Here is a 22,820-nt window from a genome sequence, read left to right as displayed (position 1 = left end):
CGACTCTCCGTGACGGATGAATCGAGATAGTGCCCCAGGCGCGGCGACAACGCCGCTGCGCCTGGAGACCGCCCGTCAGAGCCAGCTCAAAGATGGATCAGCGCAGCCAGCGCCAGTAGCAACGCCGGGATCATCACCACGGCGCCCAGCTTGAGGAATTGCCAGAAGCTCACCGACAGCCCTTCGCGGCGCAGCGCGGCCAGCCATAGCAGGGTCGCCAGGGAACCGGTGATGGACAGGTTGGGGCCGAGGTCGATGCCGATCAGCACGGCGCCGGCGATCTTTTCCGAGACATGGGCGGCCTGCACCGCCGCCCCGGCCAGCAGCCCGGCCGGCAGGTTGTTGACCAGGTTGCTGCCAAAGGCCACCAGCAGCCCGGCGCCCCAGGCGGCGCGCTCCGGGGTCGCCTGGGCGGCGGCCTGCAGCTGATTGGCCAGCGCCTGCAGCACCCCGGTGGTCTCCAGGGCCTCCACCAACACGAACAGTCCGGCCACCAGCGGCAGCACGCCCCAGGAGATGTGCTTGAGCAATTCCAGGCCGCCGCCGCGCTTGCAGGCCACCACCACCAGGAAGGTGGCGAAGCCGGCCAGGAAGGTCGGCAGACCCAGCTCCAGATCCAGCGCCGAGGCGCCGAGCAGCACCAGGATGGTCAGGATCAGGCCGCAGCCGGCGATGCGTCCGGTGGTGGGCAGCGCATCCACCGCGCCCCCTTCGGACAGCTGCTCGGCGCGCAGGACCTTGGCCTGGGTCGCCCAGAGGGTGAGGAAGGTCGCGGCGATGGCCAGGATCGACGGCATCGTGAACAGCGCCAGCCAGCGGCTCAGCTCGGGCATGTGCTCGGCGAAGACCACCAGGTTGGCCGGGTTGGAGATCGGCAGCACGAAACTCGCCGCGTTGGCGATGAAGGCGCAGGAAAACAGATAGGGCAGCGGATTCTTCACCTTCGCCGCGCGGGTGGCGTAGTAGACCGCCGGGGTCAGCACCACGGCGCAGGCGTCGTTGGAAAGAAACACCGTGACCAGGATACCGACGCCATAGACCAGCGCGAACAGCCGCAGCGCCGAGCCCTTCGCCGCGCGCACCGCGTGGCCGGCGACCCAGTCGAACAGCCCTTCCTTGCGGGCGATCTCGGCCAGCAGCATCATGCCGATAAGGAACAGATAGACGTCGGTGCCCTTGGCGATTCCGTGCCAGACGCCGTCCAGCGGCAACAGGCCGAACAGCGCCAGCAGCACGGCACCGGCCACGGCGAACAGCGCCTCCGGCAGACCGAAGGGCCGCGAGACCACCCCGAGGGTGGCCAGGGCGGCGATGACCCACGTCAGGACGTGGGGAGTGGTGACGATGGACCCCATGAAAGCGCTGTTCCTTCTAGTCGAGTCGCGAGACCGGCGCTGCCGACCTCACCATTTGCGGCCATTGCGATTGGGTCCCAATTGGGTCCCCAGCACGCCCTTGGCTTGCCATTCACCCAGTTGGGTGCGATCCGAACCCCAGTCGGCCGGCGCCGCCAGCGGCCGGTGACCGCCGTCCAGGTCGAGCCGGTCGATATCTTCGCCGCCGCGAGAGTCCCTGACCCGCACCTGCAACCGCCGCGTCCCTTCCGGCACCGGCCGATCGCCCTGGTAGCGACCCTTGCCCAACGGCTGCAGCGGCCACCAGGGGCCGTCGTCGCACTGCCATTCGCAGGCGGAGAGGTCGGCGTCGCTCAGCACCAGGACCCGGCACTCGTGACCCTCGGCCACGCCAGCGCCGTTCAGGCGGGGATCGCCGGGCGCGGTGATCTGCACCCAGGGCCAGCCGTCGGGCAATTCGCGAAAGCGCCAGCTCACCGCCGGACCGTCCAGGGTGACCAGCGCGAATCCTACACCGCCTTCCTCGATCTGGCCGGTGGATCTGCAGGCGGCATAGAGCACGCCGCCGTCGTGGGCCAGTTCGTTGTAGTGGGTATGGCCGATCTCCACCAGGCGCACCGGGCCCTCGTGCAGCAGCCGCGCCACCCGCTCGGCTTCGCCGGGCCGCTGCAGGTCCGCCGGATAGCTGTGCATGAAGACCACGCAGCGCTGCTCCCGCCGGGTCGCCTCGTGCAACTCCTGCTCCAGCCACTGCAGCTGCTCGCTACCAAGACGGAAATCCGGCCCGCCGCTGCCCGGTCCGCACATGTCGAGGAACAGGCAACGCACGCCGCCCACCTCCCTGGAATAAGGCAGTTGCGGCACCTGCAACTCGGCATAGAAGGGGCCGAGATCGCCGCCCTCCATGTCGTGGTCGCCGGTGATCACAGTTACCGGCAGCGGAAAGCCGTCCAGCAGCCGCCTGAGCAGCCGGTACTGCTCCGCGGTGCCGTTGTCGGCGTTGTCCCCGGGCAGATAGACGAAATCCAGTTCGGTGCGCTCGCGCAGGCGCTGCAGGAGGGTCTGCAGGTCCCGGGCGTTGTCGGCCTCGGCGGTGGTCAGGTGCAGGTCGCCGATATGGGCGAAGGCGAGAAAATCATCCTGGCGTGCCATCTCAGCCTCCCACCACAGTACCGGTGGAACGCGCCGCCTCTCCGGCGACGTGCTCGTCGCGGGTCTCCGGCATCAGCAGCAGATAGAGCACGAAGCCCACCGCGGCGATGGCCGCCAGGGTGGTGAAGGCCGCCGCATAGCCGAAGCGGACGATGATGATCCCGGCGATGGTGGCACTGATGGCCGCGCCCAGCCCCTGGGCGGTGGCGATGGCGCCCTGGCTGACGTTGAAGCGTCCGCTGCCACGGGTCAGGTCGGCGACGATCACCGGCATCAGGGCGCCATAGATCCCGGCGCCGATGCCATCGAGCAGCTGCACCGCCACCAGGTAGTAGGGGCTGTCGGAAAAGGTGTAGAGCACGCCGCGGATCGCCAGCACGGCGAAGGCGAAGAGAAAGATCGGCTTGCGCCCGAAGGCGTCGGCCTTGCGCCCCACCAGGATGGCCACCGGCACCATCACGCACTGGGCGGCGACGATGCAGACGGCCACCAGCGAGGTGGCGCTGTCCTTGCCGACGATATGGGTCAGCTGCTGGCCGACCGAGGTAAGCATGGCGGCATTGGCCAGGTGGAAGATGGCGGCCAGCAGCGCTAGCAGCTGCAGCTTGCGATTGGCCAGCAGCGCCTGCCAGGCCGACACCGGCTTGGCATCGCGGGCGCCGTTTTCCTCGCCCAGCCCCTGGGCCAGGTCATCGTCGATCTCGTCCTGGGGTACGCGGACGATGGCGACGATGGAGGCCGCGGCCAGCAACGCCATCAGCCAGAACACCACGGTGGGACCGAAGAAATAGGCCAGGCCACCGGCCAGGGCCGCCGAGACGGCGTTGCCGGCGTGGTTGAAGCCCTCGTTGCGGCCGATGTGCTTGGTGAAGGCCTTGGGTCCGACGATGCCCAGGGTGATGGCCGCCAGCGCCGGGGCGAAGATGGCCGCCGCGGCGTGGGCCAGCGACTGGGTGGCCGCCACCACGTAGAAGTTGGAGACGAAGGGCAGCAGCACGCTGCAGAGGGTCACCACCAGGGCGGCGACGCCGACCATGAGGCGCTTGTGGCGGGTGCGGTCGATCAGGGCGCCGGCGGGGGTCTGGGCGATCAGCCCGGCGATGCCGGCCAGGGTCATGATGAAACCGGCGGTGGCCTCGTTCCAGCCCTCCCCCGGACCGCGCACGGCGATCAGGTAGATGGCGAGATAGGGGCCCAGGCCATCGCGGACGTCGGCCAGGGTGAAGTTCAGGGCATCCAGGGCATGGCGCGCGCGGCGAGAGGGTTCGACGCTGGCCCCGGCGGTCGGGAGACGGGTTTCGGACATGAGCGGGCATCCGTAGCGAGATATAGGTCGCGGGACGCAGGTCCCACGGCACCTCTCGCCCCGGCCCGCCAGCGACCCATGGCAAGCGCCGCTGGGCCCCAGCCAACCACCGCTGCCAGGGGAGATTGCAAAATGTGACCGGAACGAAGCGGCGCTAGTGCCGTGCCCTCACGAAAGAAATGCCTCTGGCGCGGGACTTTCCGCACGTTTTCCGTCCCACCTGCCCCGCTCTCCCCGGCTGACGCCGCCGGTCAGGCCACCCGTCGGCTCGGCGCGGCGTCGGCCTCGGGCTGGGCCAGGGCCACCGCACTGCCCTCTTCGCTGCGCGGCCGCAGCATCGACAGCAGGTTGGCCTCGATGGTGGCGCACAGCTTGTCCATGGTGATCTGGTGCTGGCTGTCGGCGAAGGGTGCCTGCAGATCGCTACCGATGCGCTCCAGGGCCAGCAGCATGAAGCCGACCACGGTGGACACCAGCGGAGTGAACCAGCCGAGGGTGGAGACCAGGCCCAGCGGCATGGCGATGCAGAACAGGAAGCTGAACAGTTGCGGAAAGCAGACGTAGGGATAGGGCAAGGGGGTGTTGGCGATACGCTCCATGCCGCCCTGCCAGTTGGACATGTCCACCAGGGTCTCTTCCAGCCGCGCCAGGCGGATGCTGTCCAGCCGGCCCTGGCGGTATTCGCTGGCGATCAGCTCGGCGGTGCCGGCGAGGATGTCGTTGGCGAAGTTGAGGCTGCCTTCGGCCAGCGCCAGTTCATGACGGGCCAGATAGGGCGCGGCCGCCTGGGCCGGATCCTGGCGCTTGAGCTGGGCGCGCAGGGCATGCAGATAGCCCATGTGCCGACGCAGGAGCACCGCCTTGACCCGATTCTGCGCCTTGCCCTGGTCGTCAATCAGGGTCAATACCTGGCGGCCGAAGCTGCGCGAGCTGTTGACCATGGCGCCCCACAGGGTACGGGCCTCCCACCAGCGGGCATAGGCGCTGCTGTTGCGAAAGCTGATCAGCACCACCAGCGCCGAGCACAGCAGGGTCAGGGGCGTCAGCGGCAGATCGAAGCGATCCTCGACGAACAGCATGGCGTCCACCGTCACCGCCACGTCCCACAGCAGCAGACCGAACAGCGACCAGCCGACATAGCTGAAGGTGGTGCGCAGGAACTGGATCTTCTTCTGGATGGAATGGAGCTGGATCGGACTGGACATCTGCTACTCCCGGCGACGCGGATTCTCGATTCGCGGTTGCCCTGGCCGTCCTGTCGTCACGCCGCGAGCCGTCGAGCCCGTCACCGCCTCCCCTCCCTGAGAATGCAACCTGTTCGCGAGACTAGTCGGCGGTCCTTAAGTCAAACTTAATCCGGAGCGACGGGCGGATCATGGCAAAGTGCCGTGTTAGAGCCTTCGAAAAAGGCCCCGACGCCACTACCAGAAGCCTTCCCATCCACCTGACCACTGATCGGTCGTACGTCCGCTCCACTCGTCCGGGTTGGCGAAAATGTGAGCGATCCTGCAACCGCTCCTGTAGTCGTGTCCCTGATGGCTCGCATAGCCAGCAGCGCTTTTGGGACGGCCACCGCCCTCGTCGCCGGGGGCGCCGTGCCATAATCCGGGCACCTTCGCCGTCCCAGATGCCTGCATGTCCAGAATTGTGAAAGCGAGCCTCGTGCTGCTCGTGCTCTTGGCCCTCTACAGTCTGCTCGGATTCCTGGTCGGACCGCGCCTCGCCCTGCACTACCTCAACCAGACGCTGGCCGAGCGCCTCACCCAGCCGGCCAGTCTGCAGGCGCTGAGGTTCAATCCCTTCACCCTGCAGCTGCACGCCGAAAAGCTGCTGATCGGCCCGACTGAGCATCCTGTAATCGCCGCCGAAGGCTTCTCGGCCGACCTGCAGTGGGACAGCCTCTGGCGGCGCACCCTGCACCTGACCGAGGTGCGCCTCGACCAGCCCCAGGTCGATCTGCGCATCGCCAAGGGCGGCCAGGTCAATCTGGCCCAGCTCTGGCGCAGCGAGCCCGCTACCCCCGTCACGCCGACGCCGGCCGCCACGGAGCCCGGCCAACCCTTCCCGGTGCACATCGAGCGCATCGCCCTGGTCGGGGGCCGCCTGCATTTCCTCGACGCCCAGGGCGCCCAGCCGGTGGAAGCCACCTTCACCCCCCTGGATGCCACCCTGCAGGAGTTCCGCACCCGCAGCGGCGACACCCCCGGCCAGCTGGCACTGACCGCCACCACCGCCCAGGGCGGCCAGCTCACCTGGAAGGGCAGCCTGGATCTCCTGCCGCTGCGCAGCGAAGGCGACCTGACCCTCAAGGGCGTCAGCCTCGCGCCCTGGTGGCCCTATGTGCGTAACCAGTTGCCACTGGCACTGGGCAAGGGGCGGCTGGAAGCCAGCGCCCACTACCGCCTGGACCTGAGCAAGACGCTGCAACTGCAACTCAGCCAGGGCCGCCTGGCGCTGGACGACGTCGCCGTGCAGGCGGTGAATGCCGAACCCAAGGCCAGCTTCAAGCACCTGGCCGCCGAGGGCATCGCCCTGGATCTGCAAAAGCGCGAGGTCAGCATCGCCCGCCTGCGCGGCAACGGCCTGGATGCCTGGGGCAATCGCGAGCAGGATGGCAGTCTCGACTGGCAGAGGCTGTTCCCCGCCAGCGACGCCCCGAGCAGCGGCGGCCCGGGCTGGCGCGTGCGCCTCGACGACGCCCAGCTCAGCGACAACCAGCTGCACCTGGTGGACCGCGTGCCCCAGGAGCCGGCCAGTCTCTACTTCAGTGGCCTGGACCTGGCCGTGAAAGGCTTCGACAGCGCCGGCAGCAAGCCCTTCGACCTGGCGCTCAAGACCACCCTGGGTGATCGCGGGCGCATCACCGCCGATGGCCAGCTGGCGCTGACACCGTTGCAGGGCAGCTTCGACATCGGCATCGACGAACTCAACCTGCGCCAGGCCCAGCCCTATCTCAGCCCCTATGTGCGCCTGGAGATCCGCAGCGGCCAGCTGGCCAGCCGGCTCAAGGTGGCCCTGGCCCCGGGCGAACCCCTGGGCCTCACCGTCAGCGGCGCGGCGCAGGTCACCCAGGTGCATGTGCTCGACACCCTGCACCAGCAGGACTTCATGCGCTGGCAGCGGCTGGACGTGCAGGGCATCGCCTTCGAACTGGGCAAGCGGCTGGTGATCGACAGGATCGACCTGGAAAAGCCCTATGGCACTCTGGTGATCAACGAGGACCTCAGCAACAACTTCAGCGCCCTGCTGGTCCCCCAGCCGAAAACCGAGTCGAAGGACAGCTCGCCACCGCTGCAGATCCGCATCGGCGGGGTAAGCATCAGGGACGGCAGCGCCGACTTCGCCGACAACAGCTTGAAGCCCGGCTTCGCCACCAACATCCAGTCCCTGGAAGGCGGCATCGGCACCCTGGACACCGCCGCCTCCAAGCCGGCCGACATCCACCTCGCCGGCAAGGTCGATCGCTTCGCCCCGGTGGAGATCAAGGGCCGCCTCGATCCCCTCGATCCCCTGCAGCAGCTGGACGTGACCGCCTATTTCCGCCAGGTCGAACTCACCACCCTGTCGCCCTATACCGGCAAGTTCGCCGGCTACGCGGTGCGCAAGGGGCGCCTCGACCTGGATCTGCAATACCGCATCGACGACGGCAAGCTGCAGGCGCAGAACCACGTGGTGCTCGACCAGCTGGAACTGGGCGAGCGGGTGGACAGCAAGGACGCCGTGGACCTGCCGGTGCGCCTGGCGGTGGCCCTGCTCAAGGACAGCCACGGTCGCATCGACCTGCGCCTGCCGGTGGCGGGCAATCTCGCCGACCCCAACTTCAGCGTCATGCCGGTGGTCTGGCAGACCCTGCGCAATGTGCTCAGCCGCGCCGTCCAGGCGCCCTTCCGCATGCTGGCGGGACTGGTCGGCGGGCACGAGGCGGATCTCAGCGCCATCGACTTCGCCCCCGGCAGCACCAGCCTCTCGGCCCAGGCCCGCGGCGAGCTGGACAAGCTGGCCGCGGCCCTGCGCCAGCGGCCGCAGCTGACGGTGGAGGTCAAGGGGCATGCCGGCGCCGCCAGCGACGGGCGCGCCCTGGCCGCCAGCCAGCTGGAAAAGGACTTCCAGACCCAGTACTTCAACCTGCTGCAGCGTCGCGGCGACAAGGTCCCGGCCGATCCCAGCCAGTTGCAGGTGCCCGCCGACATGCGCGCGCCCCTGCTGGAAGGCCTGTACCGCCTGCGACTGCAGGCGCAACCGCCGCAGGAATGGGATAGTCTTGACGATGCCACCCGCACGGCGCGCCTGCGCCAGGCGGTGCTCGAAGCCTGGAGCGGCAACGACGGCCTCCTGCGCAGCCTGGCCCAGCAGCGCGCGGGCGCCATCAAGACCTACCTGGTGGACACGGCGAAACTGGACGCCCAGCGGGTCTATCTGCTGGACGTCAGCACTCAAGCCCAATCCGGCGAATCGCCCACGGCCGCGCAGTTGCAGCTCGGGGTGCTCTGACCGGTCAGGAGACCCCCATGCGTTGCCTGCTCGCCGCCTTCACCCTGCTGGTCGCCACCGGCGCCGCCGCCGATTCCATGAGGTGCGGCAACGCCCTGGTCAGCCGGGGTGATCGCGCCTTCGAAGTGCTGCAGAAATGCGGCGAACCCGCCCATCGCGACCTGGTGGGCTACGAACTGGGCCGCAACGAACGCCGCGAGGCGGTGATCGAAGAATGGGTGTACGGCCCGAAGAACGGCGCCAACTACATCCTCACCTTCGAAGCCAACCGCCTCTCTCGCATCGAGTTCCAGCGCCAATGAACCTGCGCCCCCTGCTGTTGCTGCTCCTGCTCGCCACCGGCACCAGTCAGGCCGCGTCGCTGCGCTGCGGCAGCGCCCTGGTCTCCACCGGCTCCACCACCCACGAGGTCCGCGGCAAGTGCGGCGATCCGCTGAGCGTCACGCCGCTGGGCGAACGCCAGGTCACCGATGGCTACGGCTATCGCCAGGTGGAATTCGTCGAGGAATGGGCCTACGGCCCCTGGAACGGCATGCTGTACTTCCTCACCTTCCGCGGCGGCCGTCTGGATCAGGTGGACAGCAAGAGAGCCAACTGAGGCTTGCCTTGTGAGATTCGCGTGGACGAGGCTGCGCCGTCGTCCACCCTACAGCTCGTAGCGTGGAAAACCGCGTAGCGTTTTCCACTGTCTCGACCAGGCCAACTTCGCTGCAGTCCATGCACTGCATGTAACCGCCCCCTCTCCCCTTGGGAGAGGGCTGGGGTAGGGGAAGCATCGTAGGTTGGGTTGAGCGTAGCGAAGCCCAACACCACCCCAGGCCCAGCCCCGCCGTTGAGCCCCGAGCCACGGAAACCAGGCCGCGCCAACCCTCACTCCTCCCGCAGATGAACCCCCAACCCCGTCCGCCCCGGCGCCAGCTCGGGCTTCAGGGTCAGCGCCGGAATCTCGTAGTCCCCGCCATTCTGTCGCCGGAACGCCAGGGGCGTGTCCGTGGCCAGCCCATCCAGCCGTGCCCCATAGGCCTGGCACAGCCGCTCGAAGGCGACCGCGTCGACCTTGCTCGTGCGATAGACCGGAAACGGCGGCAGCACGCTGAAACCGGGATAGAAGAGGATGCCGTGCTGGATGGGAAAGAGGATGTCATCCAGGCCCCCGTTGATCCCACGCGCGCTGTAGTGTGATTCCCAGCCGCCACAGGTCACCACCAGCATGGCGCGCTTGCCGGCCAGGGTGCCTTCGCCGTAGCGATCGCCCCAGTGGCTATCGCTGTGCTCGCCCACCCCATAGGCGAAGCCACAGGCATAGACCCGCTCCACCCAGCCCTTGAGGATGGCCGGCAGGGAAAACCACCACAGCGGAAATTGCAGGATCAGCACATCGGCCCATAGCAGCTTGGCCTGCTCGGCGGCGATATCCGCCGGTTGTCCACCACTGGCATAGGCGCGCTGGGAATCGAGGACCGCATCGAAACGCTCGCCGGATGCCAGGTGCGGGGCGTCCGCTACATCCAGGGTGGCCTTCCAATCCATGGCATAGAGATCGGAGACCTGGACCTCATGGCCGGCCGCCTGCAGATGGGCCACGGCGAAGTCGCGCAGCGCGCCGTTGAGCGACCGGGGTTCGGGATGGGCGTAGACCAGCAGGACCTTCATGGTGATCACCTCGTGAGAAAGAGGTGCCTAGACTAGAAGCGGTCGCGCTATGCTGAAAATGAATTGCCGAAACAGCAGCCATTGCCATGCACAATAGCTTAAGGCGCCTCGACCTCAATCTGCTGGTCACCCTCGACGCATTGCTCGCCGAACTCAACGTGACCCGCGCCGCACGCCGGCTCAACCTGGCGCAGCCTACCGTCAGCCTGCAACTCGGCCGACTGCGCCAGGTGCTCGAAGATCCCCTGCTCTTGCCGGGTCCCCGCGGCATGCGCCCCACGGCGCGTGCCGAGGCCCTGCGCGAGCCGTTGCGCCAGGCACTGGCTGCGCTGGAAGACGCCCTGGCACCGGCCGCCCCCTTCGAACCGGCCCGCGCCGAGCGAACCTGGCGCATCGCCGCCAGCGACCATAGTGCAACCTCCCTGCTCACCCCGCTGCTGGCTGACCTGCGTCAGCAAGCGCCCGGTATCCGCCTGGCGCTGCTGGACAAGAAGCCAGCGTTGCTCGCCGAACAGCTGGAGGGGGATCACCTGGACCTGGCACTGGATGTGGCCGATACCGCCGCAGCGGGTCTGCGCCAGCGCCTGCTGTTCACCGAACACTATCTGCTGGCGGGCCGGCGCGGCCATCCGGCCCTGCAGCAACCTGTGTCCCTGGACACCTTCTGCCAACTGGATCAGGCGCTGGTCTCGCCGAGCGGCGGCGGCTTCGCCAGCGTCACCGATCGGTTGCTGGCGGAACAGGGCCGCGCGCGGCGGGTGGTGCTGTCGGTGCCCCACTTCGCCACCCTGGCCAGTGTCCTGCTGGTCAGCGATCTGGTGGCCCTGCTGCCCGCCCAGATCGCCCTGAATCATCCCGGCCTGCAGGTCCAGCCGTCACCCCTGGCCATCCCGGGCTTCGACATGCTGCTGCTCTGGCCCGAACGCCTGCACCGCGATCCCGCCCATGCCTGGCTGCGCGAACGGATCGTCGCCAGCCTCGTGAGCCAAACGCCGGCCTGACCAATCGACTCTTTGCATGGAGGGCATACAGCGAGTTGGCTGTTGCTCCCCCGCCCTGGCCCGGCATTCTTGGTCACCTCAGACGAACGCGGCACGACCGCCCGCAGTCGCATGTTGCGTCACTGTCCCTTCCGGAGCCCGCCATGGCCAAGCTACGCCTCTTCACCTCGCCGTCCGCCTTCCCCAACCCGCAACGGCTGCGGCTGTTCATCCATGAAAAGGGCATCGCCGATCAGTTCGAGGAGGTCATCCTGAAGATGGCGCCCGAAGGCGAGCAACGCCAGTGGCAGCACCTCAAGCGCAATCCCTGGGGCGAGACCCCGACCCTGGAACTGGCCGAAGGCGGCTACCTGGCCGAGAGCGCGGCCATCGCCCGCTATCTGGACAACAGCCATCCCGGGCGCAAGGTCATGGGCGAAACGCCGCTGGAGCAGGGCCAGGACGCCATGTGGAACGACCGCATCTTCGTCCATGTGCTCTATCGCATCGTGACCATGTTCCATGTGCAGCACGAAGGCCTCGGCCACAAGCTCGAGCTGACCCATAACCCGCAATGGGGCGAGCATTGCCGCAAGGAAGCTCTGATGCACGCCGCGCTGGTGGATCGGCACTTGGCCGACGGGCGCGAGTGGCTACTGGGCGGCGCAGCGCCGACCTTCGCCGACATTACCCTGTGCACCGCCATCGCCTTTTCCAAGTTCCCCACCAACCAGACGCCGCTGGACGAGCGCTTCGAGCATCTGGCGGCCTTCTGGGCGCGCTGGCAGCAGCGCGACAGCTTCCGTGCGGCCTATGCCGATGGCCACAGCGGACTGGACGAACTGGCGGCCCTGGCGCACGGCTGACTCCGCTGCAACCGCGCTTCTCCCCGGCCCGAGGCCCCGTAGCGTGGAAAACGGCGCAGCCTTTTCCACTGTCCTGACCGCCAACCAGCCCTCTCCCCTCTGGGAGAGGGCTGCACGCCCCCGCCCCGCTAGCCCAGCCGCTCGCGCAATACCGCCAGGGCCTCCTCCGGGCCCCCGACGACGATGCTGGCCGGCACCGCCAGCATCAGATTGAGCGGCAGGCCGAATTCCTCCAGCGTCCAGCCATCACGGTCCAGCAGCCCCTTGCCCACCCACTCGGGATGGCGGGCGCGAATCCGCTCGGCCAGGCTGCCCGCTTCCGGCACATGGCCGACCACCGGCTTGCCCAGGGCGACGGCGTAGCCCACCTCGAAACAGGTGCCGCTGTCAGGCTCGGCGCCGCGAAAGAAGTCCAGGCTGGCCAGGACGCCATCGGCCTGCCTGATCAGCGCCAGATTCGCCCGATAGATCCAGGCGGCCTGCGCCCCCGGCTCGGTCAGCTCCGGGGGAATGGCATTGTCCAGTGGAAACAGGCCCGTGCAGCCGTGACGGGCGCACAGTGCCTTGAGTGCCTCGCCCTGGGCGACGGCGTCGGGACGAAAGACCTCGGGGCCGGCAAGATAGATACGGGGTGGCATGGCAGGACCTCGCGAAAAGCGCCAGTGTAGAGGGTGGGTACTACCTCGTCTGCCTGACAAGGTTTCGTGATCGCCATGCCACTCGTGCTCCCGGCACGACCGTTTACGCAATAACCAATCCGCCCGCCCCCGCCTGTATACGTTTTGAAAGCTAGACCTTTTAAGATCGGCGCACCTTGAGAGCCTGACTCCCCCCGCTGTCCGGAATCGGCTCGCCTCCTGGGCATGCTCGCTTCGGTGTCGCCTGATGTCTGGCCGTTTTCTGCTGACCGTTCACCTCAATCGACTGATCAATGCCTTGCTGGTGGTGACCTCGCTCGCCACTGCCTGCGGCATGGCCCTGCTCGTGCGGCAGGCCCATGAGAATTCGACAGGCATGCGCCTGACCCGGGATCAGTTGCCGGTCTACGCAGAGGCGCTGCGGTTGGTGGAAGCCGTCTCCGCCGAGCGTGGCCCGACCAATGCCCTGCTCGGCGGTCGTGGTGGCGATAGCCGTGAGCTGGCGCGCGCCCGAGCCCTGAGCGATCAGCGCTTCGCTCGTCTGCAAGACCTGCTGCAGGACTGCCAGCAATGCAGCGTGACCGCCGAGCAGGCGGCAAACGGCTATCAGGCGCTGCTGCAGGCGCGTGCCCGGGTCGACCAGCGCCTCTGGGCCACGCCCGACGATCCCGTGCCCCAGGACATCGCCACCCTGGTCCAGGGCATGTTCCGCGCCCTCGACAGCAACTTCATCACCGCCGACCTCACCCTGCACGACCTCATCCAGCGCAGCCCGGCCGTGGCCATCTACCTGGTCAATGCAAAGCTGGCCGCGCGCCTGCGCGACACCGCCGGACGCCTGGGCTCGCTGCTGACCCCCGCGCTGCAGGCGCAGCGCCTGCCCAGCGGCGCGGAACAGGTCCAGTTGCTGCAGACCCAGGGCCGCATCAACCAGCTGATGGACCTCCTGCGTAGCAATCTCAATCTGGCCCCCGGTCGCCCCGAACGCGATCGTTTCGTGCAGGTGCAGGAGCGCTACCTGGGCGAAGGCCTGGACTGGTACCACCAGACCCTCGCCGCCCTGGCGACCGGCACGGCGCCCAGTGCGGCCAGCTTCGCCCGGGGCTATGTCCCGACCATGGTCAGCATCCTGGAGTTGCGCGACGAAGCCCTGAGCCTGGCCCGCGAGGAAGCCGACGCCCTGGCCCGCGAGGCCCAGCTGCGGCTGCTGCTGACCATCGCCGCAGCGGTGGGCATCCTGCTGGCGCTGGGCACCGGCCTGCTGCTGCTCAAGCAGCGCCTGCTGACGCCGCTGCTGGCCAATACCCAGCGGCTGCTCAGCCTCAGCCGGCGCGCCCGACCGCTGGGGACGGTGGCCGAAGACGATCCGCGCACCCTGTTCGCCGCCTTCGCCCAGCTGGAGGACGAACTGCTGCAGGCCGACCGGCTGCGCGAGGAGCGCGACGCCCTGATCGCCGAACTGGGCATCCGCGCGGAGACCGACTACCTCACCGGCCTGGCCAATCGCCGCGCCTTCGAACGCGAACTGGCGCAGGGGGTGACCAGCACGCCCGGGCAGTTGGCGGCGATCGCCTTCGATGTCGATCACTTCAAGCGCATCAACGACACCTACGGCCATGCCGCCGGCGATCTGCTGCTGCAACAACTGGCGCAGCGCTGCCGCGAACTCTTGCGCCCTGGCGATCGCATCGCCCGGATCGGTGGCGAGGAATTCGCCGTGCTCGCCGACGTGGCCCAACCGGCCGACGCCCTGGCACTGGCCGAGCGCCTGCGCCAGGGCATCGCCGACACGCCCTTCGCCGTCGGCCCGACCGAGGCGCTGCCGGTCACCGCCAGCTTCGGCGTGGCGGTGACGCCGCGCCTGGCGGAAGGCGTCCCGGTCCGCTTGCTGGCGCAAGCCGATGCCGCCCTCTACCGGGCCAAGCATCGCGGGCGCAATTGCAGCGAGATCGCCGAACTCGGCTAAGCCAGCGTCGCCAGCGACCGCGGCAGCGCCTCGTCGAGCAGTCGGCAGGCGGCTTCGCCCACGCGCCGTACGCCCTCCTCGATCCCTGGACGCTGGGCCTGGGCATAGTTCAGGCGCAGACAGTTACGGTACTTGCCCGAGGCGGAAAAGATGCTGCCGCAGGCGATCTGCACGCTCTGGGCGAGCAACTCGCGATTGAGTCGATGGCTGTCGCAGGCCTCGGGCAACTCGACCCATAGCAGGAAGCTGCCCTGGGGCTGGCTGACCCGGGTACCGGCGGGAAAGTAGCGCTGCACCCAGGCGCTCATCAGGTCGCGATTGCGCTGGTACTGGGCGCGCATGCGCCGGACGTGCACGGTGTAGTGACCGGCGGCGATGAATTCGGCGATGGCCAGTTGCGGCTGGGGCGCGGTGCAGCCGGTGCCTATGTACTTGAGGTGCAGGATGCGCTCGGCATAGCGCCCGGGCGCCACCCAGCCGACCCTCAGACCCGGCGCCAGGGTCTTGGAAAAGGAACTGCAGAGCACCACCCGGTCGTCTTCGTCGAAGGCCTTGAGCGCCCGGCCCCGGGGATAGCTGTAGAGCAGGTCGCCGTAGACATCGTCCTCGATCACCGCCAGGTCATGCTTGCGCGCCAACGCCACCAGCTGGCGCTTGTTCGCCTCGGGCATGCAGTAGCCCAGGGGGTTGTTGCAGCTGGGGGTGAGCTGGATGGCCCGCACCGGCCACTGCTCCAGGGCTAGCTCCAGCGCCGGCAGGCTGATGCCGGTACGCGGATCGGTAGGGATCTCCAGCGCCTTGAGCCCCTGGCCCTTGAGGGTCTGCATCACCCCGTGAAAGGTCGGCGAATCCACCGCGACGATGTCGCCCTCCTGGCAAGTGGCGCGCAGGGCGATGGCCAGCGCCTCGTGGGCGCCACTGGTGATGACGATGTCATCGGCGGTGAGCACGCAGCCGGCGTCCAGCTGCAGCCGCGCCACCTGTTCGCGCAGCGCCGCCACGCCCTGGATGCTGTCGTAGGACAGCCCAGCATTGCCCGGCCGCCGCGCCAGGCGTGCCATGCCGGCGAGCAAGGGGGCCAGGGTCGGCGCCTCGGTATCCGGCAGGCCGCGGCCGAGTTGCACCCGCACCGAATCCGGGGTGGAGGTCATCAGCTCCCGCACCGGTTCCCAGCCGGACACCTCCACCGGCCAGCGCGCCGGCCGGGTCACCCGCGGCAATTCGATGGCGCGTCGCTCCAAGCGGACGAAATAGCCGGACTTGGGCCGGGGCTCCACCAGGCCGCGGTCTTCCAGCAGCCGATAGGCCTGCTGCACCGTGGCCAGACTGACCCCGTGCTCCTGGGCCAGGGCGCGCACCGACGGCAGGCGTTCGCCCGGTCGGTAGAGGCCCTGCTCGATACGGCGGCCGAGGGCATCGGCCAACAGCTGATAGCGATTCATGCCCGGACTATAGCGGCGCAGACAGGCATCGCGCGCCATACAGATGGCCACGCCGTGCACCATACAGCTGAGCGCTGTAAGGCAGCTGTATGGCGGACAACCCATCGGCCTGGATCTGCCCCTGAAGCGGCTGGCGGCGGAGCATGGAGACAGCCCAGGAGAGACACCATGCCCAGAGACCCCAGCCTTCACGACCAGACGCGCGCCAGCGGTTGCTGGCTGCTGTTCCAGCGCCAGCTGACCACCCGCCGTATCCTGCCGGAGCTTACCGATCGGGAACTGGCCGATGTCGGCCTGGACCGCCATACCGCCCTGTGCGAGGCCCGGCGCCCCTGGTGGCGACTGCTGCTGGAGGCCTGGCGTCAGTCCGGCAGGCGCGACAGTCGCGCGGCCCAGTCCGCCACTGGCGATGGCAGCTCCGGATGCCAGAGTCTGCGCCAGACCACCGCCAGTTGCTCGCGGCCCCCTCGCTCGCGCGGCCACAACGACGGCTCGGCGACCAGTCGCCAACCGCTCGCCTCCCGCTGAGCCAGGACGAAACGAAAGGTGTGGTAGCCGGTGGCGCCCAGGCGCAGATCGGTCACCACCAGGTCGTTGCCCAGACGGTCGTAGCGCAGCCAGTCATCGGTGAACCAGCGCAGCCGCTGCTCGGCCGACGAATCGGCGAGGATCGGCGCCAGTTCGCCACCCCGAGGCAGCGGGATCAAGGCGGGTGGGCGATCGTCGAACAGTCCCACCCAGGTCTCCCGGTAGCGCTCGGGTCCGTCATCCACCATGACCCGCCAGAGCAGGCTGGTGAACGGCAGCGGCGCGCTGAACAGGCGGGCATCCGCCTGTCCCTGGGCCGCCAGTACCTGGCGCACCTGGCGCTCGGCGGCGTACTTGGCCACCAGGGTCCAGCCCAGATAGACGGTGGACAACGCCAGCGCCGCCACGGCCAGCCGCGGCGAGCGTCCGCGCGGGCCGACCAGCAGCCCGGCCAGCACCGCCACCAGCAGCGGCAAGGTATAGAGCGGATCGATGATGAAGACGCTGGACCAGGCCACCGGGGTCGTCGGCAGCGGCCAGAACAACTGGGTGCCATAGGTGGTGAAGGCATCCAGCAAGGGATGGGTGACCAGCACCAGCCAGAGCGTCAGGAACAGGCGTCCCTGGCTGTAGCCGGGATCGCGCCAGCGACCGCAGATCCCCGTCAGCAACAGCGCCAGTCCGGTCAGCACGAACAGCGAATGGCTGAAGCCGCGGTGATAGGTCATCTCCTTGACCGCATCGCCGTAGTCGATGACCACATCGAGATCCGGCAGGGTGGCCAGGGCGGCGCCATAGAGGATGGCGCGCCGCCCCTGCCAGCGACCCAGGAGCGCGGTCTGGACGGTGGCGCCGAGCACGGCCTGGGTCAGCGAATCCACCGGTCAGAGCTCCCGGGCGAAGTCGAGCATCAGTCGCGCCAGGGCCTGGGGCGTCTGCAGCGGCATCAGGTGGCCGGCGCCGGGAATGACCTCCAGGCGGCTGTTGGGAAAGGCCGCCAGGGTGGTGCGGCGCTGCTCGTCCGGCCCCGGCACCTGCTGGTCGTCTGCGCCGCAGACCAGCAGCACCGGATAGTCCAGGGTGTCGATCCGCTCGCTCCAGTCCTCGCGACTGCCGTGATCGACCCAGGCGCGCCAGGCCTGCAGATTCAGCCGCTGGGCATCGGCGATCACCACCTCGCGGATGGCATCGGGCAGGCGGTGGGCGCTGGATTCGTCGACGAAGGCCTCGGCTTCCGCCCGGCTCTTGCCATAGGCGCGCTGGGCATCGCGATCCGCCTCGCTCATGGGCTGCGGTCCGGGCGGCGAAGGCGCTACCAGGATCAGCCCGACCAGATAGTCCGGTCGCCGCGCCGCCAGCACCACGGCCACCTTGCCGGTCATCGAATGGCCGACCAGGATGCAACGCGTAAGACCCAGGGCGCGGATGCTGGCATCCACCTGATCGGCCATCTCGGCCACGCTGTAGCCCTCGACTTCGGCGGCGTCGCCGAAGCCCGGCGTATTGAGCGCCACGCAGCGGTGTTCGCCATCCAGGTAGGGGGCGGTGGGAAACCAGGTGCGGTGCGAGCCACCGAGAAAGTGCATGAGCACGAAGGTGGGCGAACCGCTGCCCTGCTGGCTGTGGGGAAGCATGGGAAATCCTCGGTGCGGGGCTGAAGGCACTCCTCAGATGGAGAGGTGGGCATCGCGCTAAGTTCCGCTTCGCTCGAGGCCCGGCAACCCGGGCCGCGCCGGCCGGTCTCACCAGAACCGCCCCCTTGCCAGGAGTCCACCATGGCCGATCTGTCGCGCTTTCCCATCACCCACCGCTGGCCGGCCCGGCATCCCGAGCGCCTGCAACTCTATTCGCTGCCCACGCCCAACGGCGTCAAGGTCGCCATCCTGCTGGAAGAACTCGGCCTGCCCTACGAGGTGCATCGCATCGATTTCGGTAAGGACGACCAGCACACCGCGGAATTCCTCTCCCTGAGCCCCAACAACAAGATCCCCGCCCTCCTCGACCCCGACGGCCCTGGCGGCGAACCCCTGGGGCTGTTCGAATCCGGCGCCATCCTGCTCTATCTCGCGGAAAAGACCGGGCGCCTGCTGCCGGAGGATCCGGCACGGCGCTACCAGGCCATCCAGTGGCTGATGTTCCAGATGGGCGGCATCGGTCCCATGTTCGGCCAGCTCGGCTTCTTCACCAAATTCGCCGGCAAGGACATCGAGGACCCCCGTCCCCGCGAGCGTTATGCAGCCGAAGCCCGGCGCCTGCTCGGCGTGCTGGATGGCCAGCTCAAGGGCCGCGCCTGGATCCTGGGCGCGGACTACAGCCTCGTCGACATCGCCACCTTCCCCTGGATCCGCGCCCTGCTGGAGGTATACCAGGTGGCCGACCTGGTCGGCTTTCAGGACTTCCCCGAAGTGCGTCGCGCCCTCGACGCCTTCCTCGCCCGCCCGGCGGTGCAACGCGGCCTGCAGATCCCGGCAGCGCCCTGATGCCGGGCGACGTCGAGCTGGGGCTGCGCCAGTGGCTGGAAATCGGCCCGGCGTTCACGCACCGGAAGACTGCTTCGGCCCTAGCGCAACTGACTGTCCTTGCTCGCCCGCCGGTTGTAGCCGCCGGCGCGTTGGTCTTCGGCGTCCTGCTCGGATTGGCAGCGGATGCACAGGCGCACGCCCGGTACCACTTGGCGGCGTGCTTCGGGGATGGCGTCGCCGCATTCCTCGCAATGGGTGAGGCTCGCGCCCCGATGCAGACGGCTGCGGGCGCGCTGCACCGCATCGTCCACCGTGCTGTCGATCTGTTCCTGAACCGCGCCGTCTCCGGCCCAACCATTGGCCATGACTGATCTCCCAGTGCGTTGCCCTGATAGCCATTGGAAGCGCCGCGCGCGCAGTTGTTCGCTGCCGAGCCGCGTCCGCTCGTCGTGGTGGCGCCTGTTGCCGCTGCTGATGCTGGGCATGGCGCTGACGGGCTGTGCCAGCCGCGACCTGCTGCGCCAGGTCACGACCGGGCTCTGCGTGCCCAATGCCCGGCTCACCGGTCTGGCGGCGCCCTGTCGCCAGGTGGTGGCGGATCCCGGCTTCGCCATGCTGCGCGCGCCGGGTGAGCGACAGCATTTCATTCTGGTCCCGCTGCGGCCTCTGCGCGGGCTGGAAAGTCCGGCGCTGTGGCAGCCCGGCCAACCCAACTGGTTCGGTCTGGCCTGGCGCCAGCGCTGGTACCTGAGCGCCTGGGGCCGGGCGCCGGTGGCGGACGAGCGGATCGCCCTGGCCCTCAATGCCCCCAGCGGGCGTAGCCAGGATCAGCTGCATGTGCACCTGGCCTGTCTGCGGCCCGAAGTACGCGCGCAGCTCCTGCCGCTGGCGCCCGCTCTGGACGAACACTGGCGCGCGCTGCCAAAGGCGCTGGCGGGCAGTCTTTATCAGGCGCGGCGGCTAAGCGAAACCCAGTTGCTGGCCGCGGATTTCTTCCACGCCCTGGCCAACCGGCCGCCCTATCCGCTGCCGGATCTACGGCTGTCACTGGCGGTGGTGGCCTTGCCGAGCCGGGACGCCAGCCGCCAGTTCCTGCTGCTGGCCGGCCGCGCGGGCAGCCAGCCGGGCGACCAGGGTTCGGCGGAACGATTGCTGGCGGCGGACTGCCAGGGAACGACCGCGGCCCCGGCGACTCAATAGCGCCAGCGCGCCAGGAGGCCCCATGCCGCAGGAATTCCAAGACCTCTTCGACTTCATCGATCAGCTGCTCGCCTGGTCCGACTTCTATCTCAAGTCCGGCCTGTTGCTCTGCGGGGTGGGCATGGTGGCCGGCGCGATCGCCTGGAAACGCTGGTGGGGCAAGGCGCTGGCCTTTGGCTGCGCCGGCCTGGGCGCGCTCGCGGCCCTGAGTCTGGATCTGCTCCATCGGCTCTGAACCGCCGCTGCAAGATCCTGAACGGCTTTGCCGCTTTTACCGCCTACCCCATGGCGGCAAGATGACACTGGCCGTCGCTTTCCGCCGCCAAAGCTTGAACTGCTTCACCGTCTCGAACAGAGGGCGCTACGGGTTGGCGGATAGATCGCGGCGGCTTGCTAGGGTACTGCCCCACAATAATCCGGCTTGCTCATCACGGCCTTCATCTTTTCAGCTCATGCATACAGACCCGATCATGCCCATGTCCCCAACTCGCCTGCTCTCCCGCCTACCGCATCTCGGCCTCTGCCTGGCTGCCTCCCTCGCTTCCCTGGCCGGCACCGCCGTGGCCCAGGAAGGCACTGCCCGCTGGGTCAGCGACAGCCTGACCACCTATGTCCGCAGTGGTCCCACCGATGGCTATCGCATCGTCGGCACCCTCAAGTCCGGGCAGAAGGTCGAGCTGATCAGCACACAGGGCGACTACAGCCAGGTGCGCGGTGAAGGCGGCAGCACCGTCTGGATTCCCAATGCCGATCTGCAGGCCAAGCCCGGCCAGGCCGAGCGCCTGCCGCAGCTGGAACAGCAGGTGGCCGAATTGAGCGGCCAGCTCAAGACCATCGACGACAGCTGGAAGAATCGCGTCCAGGGCATGCAGGAGACCCTGGATTCGCGCAAGAAGCAGATCGACGAACTGGAGAGCCGCCGCAAGGACCTCGACGCCCAGCTCACCCAGGCCCAGTCCGAACTGCGCAGCACCCAGGCCAAGCTCGGCAACGAGAACAAGCAGGCGCTGATGCAGTACATGGTCTACGGCGGCAGCATCGCCGGCGCCGGCCTGCTGGCCGGCCTGATCCTGCCGTCCATGACGCGGGGTCGCAAGAAGAACGACCGCTGGTTCTAGACGTCGGCGGTCTGCCGTCCTCACGACAGGGTGGAACCCGGGGTCACGGGGCATGCCTCAGAAAGGCAGCGCTTCTGCTACCGTGGCCCGACGCCTCCTGTCCAGACGAGCCCCCATGCCCGACACCTCCCGCATTCGCATCCAGCAGGTCGAGACCCTTTCCCAGGACTGGGGCCTGCTGAAGAAGACCACCTTCGACTACCTGCGCCGCGACGGCAGCTGGCAACGCCAGACCCGCGAGACCTACGACCGCGGCAACGGCGCCACCATCCTGCTGTACGACCGCGAGCGGCGCACCGTGCTGCTGATCCGCCAGTTCCGCCTGCCGACCCTGGGCAACGGTCTGGACGACGGCCTGCTGGTGGAGACCCCCGCTGGCCTGCTCGACGCGGCCGCCCCCGAAGCGCGCATCAAGGCCGAGGTCGAGGAAGAGACCGGCTATCGCCTGGACAACGTCCAGCACCTGTTCGACGCTTTCATGAGTCCCGGCTCGGTGACCGAGTTGTTGCACTTCTTCGCCGGTGAATACCGCGCCGACCAACGCATCGCCGACGGCGGTGGACTGCACGAGGAAGGCGAGGACATCGAGCTGCTGGAACTGCCCTTCGACGAGGCCCTGGCCATGGCCCGCGACGGCAGGCTGCTGGATGGCAAGACCATCATGCTGCTGCAGTACGCGGCGCTCTACCTGCTGCCGCGCTAGTCCATGGAGCGGATCCGCAGCCGTATCGAACAGCAGGTGATGAGCCTTACCGGACTGGCCCTGGGCGAGGTCGACTACGAGCAACCACCGGGCGACCCTGGGTTGTTCGGGCCTGGCAGCCTGCCCTGGCGGGTGCACAGCGACTTCACCTGCATGCTGATCGGTGGCATCGCCGCCCTGCTCATGCAGACCCTGCACCCGCTGGCCCTGGCCGGGGTCTGGGACCATTCGAAATTTCGCGAAGACATGCTCGGCCGCCTGCGGCGTACCGGTCAGTTCATCGCCGCCACCACCTTTGGCAGCCGCGGCGATGCCGAGCGACTGATCGCCCGGGTCAAGGCCATCCACCGGCATATCCGGGGCCAGGCCGCCGACGGCCGCCCCTACAGCGCCGAAGACCCGGCGCTGCTGACCTGGGTCCATGTGGCCGAGGTCAGTCACTTCCTGGCGGCCTATCTGCGCTATTTCGATCCCCGGCTGCCGGGGGCCGAACAGGATCGCTACTACGCCGAAATCGCCCTGGTCGCCGAACGCTTGGGCGCGACCGACGTGCCCCGCTCCCGAGCGGAGATAGCCGCCTACTACCAGGCGATCCGCCCGCAGCTGGTGTGCGACGAACGCAGCCGCGAGGTCTGCCGGGTATTGCTGCAGGCGCCCGCGCCCAGCGCCCTGGCCAAGCCCTTCGGCGCCCTGATGATGCAGGCCGGCATCGACCTGCTGCCCGATTGGGCCAGCGCGGAGCTGGGTTTCCACCAGGGTCCGCTGCAACGGCAGCTGATTCGCACGGGCATAGGCGCCACCGCCCCGGTGCTGCGCTGGGCCGTGCGCAACGGTTCTTCCCATCGCGCCAGACGGCGGATGGGGATCGAGGGCTGAGGCAGGTGGGGTCGGGACGACTCCATCGTCGAAGCCCAACAGCCCGAGGTACGTCAAGGCACTCGAGCGACCCCCTCTCCCCCT

General features: G+C 68.4%; 22 protein-coding genes and 1 pseudogene. 13 read left to right on the top strand and 10 right to left on the bottom strand.

Annotation, left to right across the window (positions count from 1 at the left end):
• Nucleotides 1-86 precede the first annotated feature (86 nt).
• The 4 genes from POR01S_RS18560 to POR01S_RS18545 form a co-directional block, all read right to left on the bottom strand.
• Entirely contained in the window at nt 87-1,355 is a 1,269-nt protein-coding gene (locus POR01S_RS18560; protein WP_042137575.1) for an arsenic transporter, read from the bottom strand.
• Nucleotides 1,356-1,403: 48 nt separating this feature from the next.
• Nucleotides 1,404-2,507: a metallophosphoesterase family protein gene (locus POR01S_RS18555; protein ID WP_042137572.1), complete on the bottom strand. Its 1,104-nt coding sequence runs from the start codon at nt 2,505-2,507 to the stop codon at nt 1,404-1,406.
• A gap of 1 nt (nt 2,508) precedes the next feature.
• On the bottom strand, nt 2,509-3,813 hold the full coding sequence (locus POR01S_RS18550) for an MFS transporter (RefSeq protein ID WP_042137570.1): 1,305 nt from the start codon (nt 3,811-3,813) through the stop codon (nt 2,509-2,511).
• 251 nt (nt 3,814-4,064) lie between these two features.
• A complete protein-coding gene (locus tag POR01S_RS18545) occupies nt 4,065-5,018 on the bottom strand; it encodes a bestrophin family protein (RefSeq protein ID WP_042137568.1) in 954 nt (317 codons plus the stop codon).
• A gap of 430 nt (nt 5,019-5,448) precedes the next feature.
• On the opposite strand from POR01S_RS18545, the gene POR01S_RS18540 reads away from it, so the two are divergent.
• The 3 genes from POR01S_RS18540 to POR01S_RS18530 are packed head-to-tail and all read left to right on the top strand — an operon-like array spanning nt 5,449 to nt 8,902.
• Nucleotides 5,449-8,304 (top strand): DUF748 domain-containing protein, encoded by a 2,856-nt coding sequence (locus tag POR01S_RS18540; RefSeq protein ID WP_042137566.1) that lies wholly within the window; start codon nt 5,449-5,451, stop codon nt 8,302-8,304.
• A 17-nt stretch (nt 8,305-8,321) separates the two neighbouring features.
• Entirely contained in the window at nt 8,322-8,606 is a 285-nt protein-coding gene (locus POR01S_RS18535) for a DUF2845 domain-containing protein (RefSeq protein ID WP_007161012.1), read from the top strand.
• On the top strand, nt 8,603-8,902 hold the full coding sequence (locus POR01S_RS18530) for a DUF2845 domain-containing protein (RefSeq protein WP_007161013.1): 300 nt from the start codon (nt 8,603-8,605) through the stop codon (nt 8,900-8,902). Before POR01S_RS18535 ends, POR01S_RS18530 begins: the two co-directional genes overlap by 4 nt.
• A gap of 272 nt (nt 8,903-9,174) precedes the next feature.
• Here the strand turns inward: POR01S_RS18530 and POR01S_RS18525 are convergent, their stop codons facing one another.
• A complete protein-coding gene (locus POR01S_RS18525; protein WP_042137563.1) occupies nt 9,175-9,957 on the bottom strand; it encodes an NAD(P)H-dependent oxidoreductase in 783 nt (260 codons plus the stop codon).
• An 86-nt stretch (nt 9,958-10,043) separates the two neighbouring features.
• On the opposite strand from POR01S_RS18525, the gene POR01S_RS18520 reads away from it, so the two are divergent.
• Together POR01S_RS18520 and POR01S_RS18515 are read left to right on the top strand one after the other, a co-directional pair.
• Entirely contained in the window at nt 10,044-10,958 is a 915-nt protein-coding gene (locus tag POR01S_RS18520; protein ID WP_042137561.1) for a LysR family transcriptional regulator, read from the top strand.
• Between the two features lie 143 nt (nt 10,959-11,101).
• A complete protein-coding gene (locus POR01S_RS18515) occupies nt 11,102-11,803 on the top strand; it encodes a glutathione S-transferase family protein (protein WP_027600000.1) in 702 nt (233 codons plus the stop codon).
• 128 nt (nt 11,804-11,931) lie between these two features.
• On the opposite strand, the gene POR01S_RS18510 is transcribed toward POR01S_RS18515, so the two are convergent.
• On the bottom strand, nt 11,932-12,441 hold the full coding sequence (locus tag POR01S_RS18510) for a nucleoside 2-deoxyribosyltransferase (protein WP_042137559.1): 510 nt from the start codon (nt 12,439-12,441) through the stop codon (nt 11,932-11,934).
• A gap of 247 nt (nt 12,442-12,688) precedes the next feature.
• Between POR01S_RS18510 and POR01S_RS18505 the strand changes: the two genes are divergently transcribed.
• On the top strand, nt 12,689-14,407 hold the full coding sequence (locus POR01S_RS18505) for a GGDEF domain-containing protein (protein ID WP_042137557.1): 1,719 nt from the start codon (nt 12,689-12,691) through the stop codon (nt 14,405-14,407).
• On the opposite strand, the gene POR01S_RS18500 is transcribed toward POR01S_RS18505, so the two are convergent.
• Nucleotides 14,404-15,849, bottom strand: coding sequence for an aminotransferase-like domain-containing protein (locus POR01S_RS18500; protein ID WP_177411495.1), 1,446 nt, complete (start codon nt 15,847-15,849; stop codon nt 14,404-14,406). The genes POR01S_RS18505 and POR01S_RS18500 overlap by 4 nt on opposite strands.
• Before the next feature lie 168 nt (nt 15,850-16,017).
• Here POR01S_RS18500 and POR01S_RS24145 point away from each other — a divergent pair.
• Nucleotides 16,018-16,125: pseudogene (locus tag POR01S_RS24145) on the top strand (hypothetical protein); the annotation flags it as partial.
• 86 nt (nt 16,126-16,211) lie between these two features.
• Here the strand turns inward: POR01S_RS24145 and POR01S_RS18495 are convergent.
• Both POR01S_RS18495 and POR01S_RS18490 read right to left on the bottom strand, forming a co-directional pair.
• Nucleotides 16,212-17,258, bottom strand: a complete 1,047-nt coding sequence (locus POR01S_RS18495; RefSeq protein ID WP_042137554.1) for a metal-dependent hydrolase — start codon at nt 17,256-17,258, stop codon at nt 16,212-16,214.
• Nucleotides 17,259-17,261: 3 nt separating this feature from the next.
• Complete coding sequence (locus POR01S_RS18490; protein WP_042137551.1) at nt 17,262-18,011, bottom strand: alpha/beta fold hydrolase; 750 nt, start codon at nt 18,009-18,011, stop codon at nt 17,262-17,264.
• 141 nt (nt 18,012-18,152) lie between these two features.
• Between POR01S_RS18490 and POR01S_RS18485 the strand changes: the two genes are divergently transcribed.
• The gene (locus POR01S_RS18485) at nt 18,153-18,857 is read left to right on the top strand and encodes a glutathione S-transferase N-terminal domain-containing protein (RefSeq protein ID WP_042137549.1); all 705 of its coding nucleotides are present in this window, start codon (nt 18,153-18,155) and stop codon (nt 18,855-18,857) included.
• Between the two features lie 80 nt (nt 18,858-18,937).
• On the opposite strand, the gene POR01S_RS18480 is transcribed toward POR01S_RS18485, so the two are convergent.
• The gene (locus tag POR01S_RS18480) at nt 18,938-19,204 is read right to left on the bottom strand and encodes a DksA/TraR family C4-type zinc finger protein (protein ID WP_027599993.1); all 267 of its coding nucleotides are present in this window, start codon (nt 19,202-19,204) and stop codon (nt 18,938-18,940) included.
• On the opposite strand from POR01S_RS18480, the gene POR01S_RS18475 reads away from it, so the two are divergent.
• The 5 genes from POR01S_RS18475 to POR01S_RS18455 all read left to right on the top strand — a co-directional run bounded on the left by POR01S_RS18475 (nt 19,203) and on the right by POR01S_RS18455 (nt 22,736).
• A complete protein-coding gene (locus POR01S_RS18475; protein ID WP_255211841.1) occupies nt 19,203-20,039 on the top strand; it encodes a CDP-diacylglycerol diphosphatase in 837 nt (278 codons plus the stop codon). The two genes, POR01S_RS18480 and POR01S_RS18475, sit on opposite strands and share 2 nt — an antisense overlap.
• Nucleotides 20,040-20,061: 22 nt before the next feature.
• Entirely contained in the window at nt 20,062-20,274 is a 213-nt protein-coding gene (locus POR01S_RS18470) for a hypothetical protein (RefSeq protein WP_007161022.1), read from the top strand.
• A 241-nt stretch (nt 20,275-20,515) separates the two neighbouring features.
• A complete protein-coding gene (locus POR01S_RS18465; protein WP_371099603.1) occupies nt 20,516-21,157 on the top strand; it encodes a TIGR04211 family SH3 domain-containing protein in 642 nt (213 codons plus the stop codon).
• Nucleotides 21,158-21,272: 115 nt separating this feature from the next.
• Nucleotides 21,273-21,860: an NUDIX domain-containing protein gene (locus POR01S_RS18460; protein ID WP_007161024.1), complete on the top strand. Its 588-nt coding sequence runs from the start codon at nt 21,273-21,275 to the stop codon at nt 21,858-21,860.
• A 3-nt stretch (nt 21,861-21,863) separates the two neighbouring features.
• On the top strand, nt 21,864-22,736 hold the full coding sequence (locus POR01S_RS18455; RefSeq protein WP_042137547.1) for an oxygenase MpaB family protein: 873 nt from the start codon (nt 21,864-21,866) through the stop codon (nt 22,734-22,736).
• Nucleotides 22,737-22,820: the final 84 nt, after the last annotated feature.

The organism is Pseudomonas oryzihabitans NBRC 102199, assembly GCF_000730625.1.
GTDB lineage: Bacteria > Pseudomonadota > Gammaproteobacteria > Pseudomonadales > Pseudomonadaceae > Chryseomonas > Chryseomonas oryzihabitans.
Note: the sequence above shows the minus strand (reverse complement) of the source record. Positions and strands in the feature narration are given on the sequence as shown.

Coding starts and splice junctions, on each gene's coding strand:
- POR01S_RS18525 (WP_042137563.1), bottom strand. CDS start 9,957: ATGAAGGTCCTGCTGGTCTACGCCCATCCCGAACCCCGGTCGCTCAAC.
- POR01S_RS18520 (WP_042137561.1), top strand. CDS start 10,044: ATGCACAATAGCTTAAGGCGCCTCGACCTCAATCTGCTGGTCACCCTC.
- POR01S_RS18550 (WP_042137570.1), bottom strand. CDS start 3,813: ATGTCCGAAACCCGTCTCCCGACCGCCGGGGCCAGCGTCGAACCCTCT.
- POR01S_RS18530 (WP_007161013.1), top strand. CDS start 8,603: ATGAACCTGCGCCCCCTGCTGTTGCTGCTCCTGCTCGCCACCGGCACC.
- POR01S_RS18490 (WP_042137551.1), bottom strand. CDS start 18,011: ATGCTTCCCCACAGCCAGCAGGGCAGCGGTTCGCCCACCTTCGTGCTC.
- POR01S_RS18480 (WP_027599993.1), bottom strand. CDS start 19,204: ATGGCCAATGGTTGGGCCGGAGACGGCGCGGTTCAGGAACAGATCGAC.
- POR01S_RS18465 (WP_371099603.1), top strand. CDS start 20,516: ATGTCCCCAACTCGCCTGCTCTCCCGCCTACCGCATCTCGGCCTCTGC.
- POR01S_RS18505 (WP_042137557.1), top strand. CDS start 12,689: ATGTCTGGCCGTTTTCTGCTGACCGTTCACCTCAATCGACTGATCAAT.
- POR01S_RS18555 (WP_042137572.1), bottom strand. CDS start 2,507: ATGGCACGCCAGGATGATTTTCTCGCCTTCGCCCATATCGGCGACCTG.
- POR01S_RS18540 (WP_042137566.1), top strand. CDS start 5,449: ATGTCCAGAATTGTGAAAGCGAGCCTCGTGCTGCTCGTGCTCTTGGCC.
- POR01S_RS18485 (WP_042137549.1), top strand. CDS start 18,153: ATGGCCGATCTGTCGCGCTTTCCCATCACCCACCGCTGGCCGGCCCGG.
- POR01S_RS18515 (WP_027600000.1), top strand. CDS start 11,102: ATGGCCAAGCTACGCCTCTTCACCTCGCCGTCCGCCTTCCCCAACCCG.
- POR01S_RS18560 (WP_042137575.1), bottom strand. CDS start 1,355: ATGGGGTCCATCGTCACCACTCCCCACGTCCTGACGTGGGTCATCGCC.
- POR01S_RS18470 (WP_007161022.1), top strand. CDS start 20,062: ATGCCGCAGGAATTCCAAGACCTCTTCGACTTCATCGATCAGCTGCTC.
- POR01S_RS18455 (WP_042137547.1), top strand. CDS start 21,864: ATGGAGCGGATCCGCAGCCGTATCGAACAGCAGGTGATGAGCCTTACC.
- POR01S_RS18545 (WP_042137568.1), bottom strand. CDS start 5,018: ATGTCCAGTCCGATCCAGCTCCATTCCATCCAGAAGAAGATCCAGTTC.
- POR01S_RS18475 (WP_255211841.1), top strand. CDS start 19,203: ATGACTGATCTCCCAGTGCGTTGCCCTGATAGCCATTGGAAGCGCCGC.
- POR01S_RS18535 (WP_007161012.1), top strand. CDS start 8,322: ATGCGTTGCCTGCTCGCCGCCTTCACCCTGCTGGTCGCCACCGGCGCC.
- POR01S_RS18460 (WP_007161024.1), top strand. CDS start 21,273: ATGCCCGACACCTCCCGCATTCGCATCCAGCAGGTCGAGACCCTTTCC.
- POR01S_RS18500 (WP_177411495.1), bottom strand. CDS start 15,849: ATGAATCGCTATCAGCTGTTGGCCGATGCCCTCGGCCGCCGTATCGAG.
- POR01S_RS18510 (WP_042137559.1), bottom strand. CDS start 12,441: ATGCCACCCCGTATCTATCTTGCCGGCCCCGAGGTCTTTCGTCCCGAC.